This window comes from Burkholderia sp. AU6039, assembly GCF_002223365.1.
Lineage (GTDB): Bacteria > Pseudomonadota > Gammaproteobacteria > Burkholderiales > Burkholderiaceae > Burkholderia.
In genome coordinates, this window is the sequence record NZ_NKFK01000038.1 from 1 (window position 1) to 494 (window position 494).

Genomic DNA, 494 nt, shown 5'->3' on the forward strand with positions numbered 1-494 from the left:
AACAGCACCGTCTGCGCGACGTCCTGAACGGTCGTGAACACGCCGTCGACCGTATTGCCGAGCATCACCTTCTTCACCACTTCCTCTTCGCTGATCCCGAGCTCCTTCGCCTGCTCCGGAATCTGCTTGTCGACCAGCGGCGTGCGCACGAAGCCCGGACACACGACGTGCGAGCGCACGTTGTGCTTCGCGCCTTCCTTCGCCAGCACGCGCGCCAGGCCGAGCAGGCCGTGCTTGGCCGTCACGTACGCCGACTTCAGCGGCGACGCTTCGTGCGAGTGCACCGAACCCATGTAGATCACGACACCGCCGCGATCGTCCTTGTACATGTGCTTCAGCGCGGCCTTGGTCGTCAGGAACGCGCCGTCGACGTGGATCGCCTGCATCTTCTTCCAGTCGGCGAACGAATAGTTCTCGATCGGGTTGACGATCTGGATGCCCGCGTTCGACACGAGGATGTCGACCGAGCCGAACGTTTCGGCCACCTTGTCGAT

The 494-nt window shown here is 63.0% G+C and carries 1 protein-coding gene; it reads right to left on the reverse strand.

The genetic code is table 11. The features are described from left to right. On the reverse strand, window positions 1-494 hold a 494-nt coding region (locus CFB39_RS38545), incomplete at both ends, for a 3-hydroxybutyrate dehydrogenase (RefSeq protein WP_144030405.1).